Below are 3,333 nucleotides of genomic sequence, written 5' to 3'. Positions count from 1 at the left end.
GATTTTAGCACGTTGGCTCATTCCCATTTTTAGACGTTCAACTGTAAGGTTACGCTCAAACTCAGCAAAGGTAGCAGATAATTGGAAAATAACTATGCCCATTGAATCAGCTAAATCCATGTTTTCTTTTAAGCTAATCAATTTTACGTTTGCTTGTTCACAGCGTTCTGCAATATCTAAAGCATCTTTTAACCTACGTGCAATACGATCAATTTTATAAATAATAACTGCATCGAACTCTCCGCTATTCAAGTCTTTAACTAACTGTTTCATTTGTGGACGACCAGATATATTTTTCCCACTAACACCTTCATCTAAGTATCTCTTTACGATCTTCATATCATGTTGGTTAGCATATGTTTCCATTTCCTCAATTTGGCCTTGAATACTATAACCTTCAGTTGCTTGTTCTTCTGTACTAACTCGTGCGTAGAGTGCAGCTTTAATTGGATTCGTCATATTGATTTTCTCCTTTCTTACTCTTATCAACAGAATCATTAATCAATAATGATAGCGACTTAATGAATTGTAATTTCTCGTTTTCCTTCTCATGTATCCACTCCGAAATGCTTTCATTTGAATCGATCATAATTACTAAACCTTCCTCTCTTTTTTCATCTCTTCTATGAGTTCTTGAATAACATCTTTAGATACATATGGATTCGACTCTTCCGATACCTTATAAAGGTTGGTAGCGTATTCAAAAGGGCTTAACTTCTTGAATAATTTGGCTAAATCAAGAGATGTTTCTGATTTATGTACCTCTATTTCATAAATAAAACGTGATAACAATTGAACTAAGTCAATATCATTATCGAAGTTAGCAATTTCTTCACGAAGTAGCAGACGTGCAGTGTTTTCATCTTTCTTGTCATATAAGATAATGCCAAGTGCTTTATCAGGTTCTGTAATGACTTCAGCGTCATCTAATTCACTAAGGTCAAAATCAACTTCGACACTAGTTGGTGTACCAATAGAGAAAAGACGTTCTTCTGATTCGTAAAATTCATCTGTAATAGTTTCTAATGGTACACCGTATTCTTTTGCTAATTGATTAATTAGGTAAAAGGAAGGCTTCTTTGACTCACCTCTTTCAATAGCAGTAATGGTTTGCGGAGAAACACCCACACGTTTAGCAATTGCAGGTGTAGTGTAATCTACCTGAGGTTGAAGTGCCTTTGCTTCATTACGAAAGTATTTGAGTCTCTGACCTAGTGAGCTACGCTTCAACAAGTGGAATTCGACTGAATCAATTTTGCGATTAGACATTAGTTACATCCTTTCTTCTTTACTGGAGAGTACTTCTTTGATAACATTATAACAAATAAAATATAAAAACAAAAATAATTGTTTTTGGTTCTCTATAACTATTCATACTATTGGACACGCCATAGCTTCTGAAGCCAGTAGCGACGCGGGTTTGGATAGGAAAAATACATGGAGGTTGAGTGTTATGCAATTGAGGTACAATAGAAGTATATTGAGTCATCAGCTTATGAAGCATCCAGTATTAAAAAAATTGATGAGTGTTAAGGCTTGTCCAATTAAACTTTCACCATACGATGGTATTAAACTATACTCTAACAATTCTGTCACTCAAGATTTTTGGAATATGATCCAACCCGCAAAGTACATTGATACAAACATTACAGGTACTTATTATAGATATCTTGTTGCTCATGATCTCTTCGTAGTGGAGTTTGGATCAAGATATTCAAACATTCCTGAAACAAAAATAACGATTAACCCACATACATCCTCACTCACACCGATTGAGCTTCTCGATCTTGTAGTTGTAATTCTTGGGGACTACAAAAATGTTGAGGTTGGCTCCTGGGATGAGCAGCTAGATATAATAGAGTACGATTCGCATGAGGTAGCAAAAAGGCTATGGTAGAAAAGTTAAGGTCTTTACCTATAAACCCCTATCAATCAACCCGTACGTATTACTATAACCAGAGAAGAAATCAGCAAATCAAAGTATATGACAAGGCATTAGAACAGGGTCTAATTGGGCAATTGACACGCATAGAAAAGAAACATAAGGTACGAGTAGGAAAAAGAAAAACTCTTGAGGATTTTTTACTGGATGAAAGGTTAGATGTTTTTAAAGGCTTAAGATTGATAGATGTTGATAAAATTGATGGACGATTAACTTTAAAGAAGTCGATTAATAATAGTAAGTCTCTTATGCATGCTTACAAGAGTCTTGACAACTCTGAAAGAAAGAAAATGAAGAGACATCAAGCTTTCAAAGTTCAGTGTATCGATATACATAGTCGTTTAAGTGCAAATATAGAGAAGTGGCTAGCTACTTCGAAGATGCTTAAGCTAAAAATTATTATTGATTCATTGGGAGATACATGGATAAATACAAGGAATAGTTGTAACGTTCAATTCTCTTCCAGTGCAGTAATTACAAGCTCACATTCAATAAAATTAATTGGGTGGTCTGTTAACAAGAGAGTGAAAATAGCACCCAACTTTAATCCGATACCTTTAGAGTTAAATTAGCATGAACAAACGAAAGGAGTGCACTTATGCAAATACAAATCGTAAGCGTAGGGAAGATCAAAGAAAAATACATCAAGCAAGGTATTGCTGAATTCGAGAAGCGGCTGCAGTCATACTGCAAATTGGTTATGGATGAAGTGAATGATGAACATGCTCCTGAACAAATGAGTGATAAGGAGATTGAACAAGTAAAGAACAAGGAGGGTGAGCGGATCCTAAACAAGATCAAACCCACTCAGTATGTCATCGCTCTAGATATACACGGTGAGCAATGGTCGTCAGAGAAGTTAGCGAAAAACATGGAGCAGCTAAGTATATATGGTAAGAGTCAGATCACTTTTGTTATTGGTGGTTCAAATGGACTGAGTGAAGATGTGTTAAAACGTGCTAATCAAAAACTCTCCTTTTCCAAGATGACATTCCCTCACCAGCTTATGAAGTTAATTCTGCTGGAACAGGTGTATCGGTCATTCAGGATCCAGAAAAATGAACCGTATCACCGTTAATGGTAAACCAAAATGCTGTTACAATCACACTTAATAAAGAGCAGATTGATCGAATTATAAACCAATAAATAGTAGCACCTACTTAATTAATTTTAGGTGCTACTATTTACTAGGGTAATTTAGTTAAGTGAAAGCTTATTCAATTTTATTTCAGTGTGAATTAAATAGAACTTTAACATATAGGTGGATAGGCCAAAATGTGATAAAATTGAACAAAATTATCTGATTTTTGTGAAAATAAGTGGACAGGAGTGAAAATCGTGGGAAAATTAGGGGGAGATGAGATAAATAGTGTCGTTTCCTATATAGGTGT

The 3,333-nt window shown here is 35.1% G+C and carries 6 protein-coding genes; 3 read left to right on the top strand and 3 right to left on the bottom strand.

The genetic code is table 11. The features are described 5' to 3' along the window. The 3 genes from A194_RS0115505 to A194_RS0115495 all read right to left on the bottom strand — a co-directional run. The coding region (locus A194_RS0115505; RefSeq protein ID WP_017187708.1) for a recombinase family protein at positions 1-459 on the bottom strand (459 nt) is incomplete at its 3' end. After that, positions 443-589 (bottom strand): hypothetical protein, encoded by a 147-nt coding sequence (locus A194_RS20575; RefSeq protein ID WP_017187707.1) that lies wholly within the window; start codon positions 587-589, stop codon positions 443-445. The genes A194_RS0115505 and A194_RS20575, both read right to left, overlap by 17 nt. Positions 590-594: 5 nt before the next feature. Further along, the gene (locus A194_RS0115495; protein ID WP_017187706.1) at positions 595-1,269 is read right to left on the bottom strand and encodes a helix-turn-helix transcriptional regulator; all 675 of its coding nucleotides are present in this window, start codon (positions 1,267-1,269) and stop codon (positions 595-597) included. Positions 1,270-1,495: 226 nt separating this feature from the next. Here A194_RS0115495 and A194_RS0115490 point away from each other — a divergent pair, with 226 nt between their 5' ends. From A194_RS0115490 to rlmH, 3 genes are read left to right on the top strand one after another with little or no spacing between them, the layout of a single operon-like run. After that, entirely contained in the window at positions 1,496-1,897 is a 402-nt protein-coding gene (locus A194_RS0115490) for a hypothetical protein (RefSeq protein WP_157783085.1), read from the top strand. Next, complete coding sequence (locus A194_RS0115485; protein WP_017187704.1) at positions 1,891-2,514, top strand: hypothetical protein; 624 nt, start codon at positions 1,891-1,893, stop codon at positions 2,512-2,514. Before A194_RS0115490 ends, A194_RS0115485 begins: the two co-directional genes overlap by 7 nt. A 26-nt stretch (positions 2,515-2,540) precedes the next feature. After that, entirely contained in the window at positions 2,541-3,020 is a 480-nt protein-coding gene (rlmH, locus tag A194_RS0115480; protein ID WP_017187703.1) for a 23S rRNA (pseudouridine(1915)-N(3))-methyltransferase RlmH, read from the top strand. Positions 3,021-3,333: the final 313 nt, after the last annotated feature.

Origin of the sequence: Alkalibacillus haloalkaliphilus C5 (assembly GCF_000269905.1) — a bacterium.
Classification (GTDB): domain Bacteria; phylum Bacillota; class Bacilli; order Bacillales; family Alkalibacillaceae; genus Alkalibacillus; species Alkalibacillus haloalkaliphilus_A.
The sequence above is the reverse complement of the archived record's forward strand: the minus strand, read 5'-3'. Positions and strand labels throughout refer to the sequence as shown.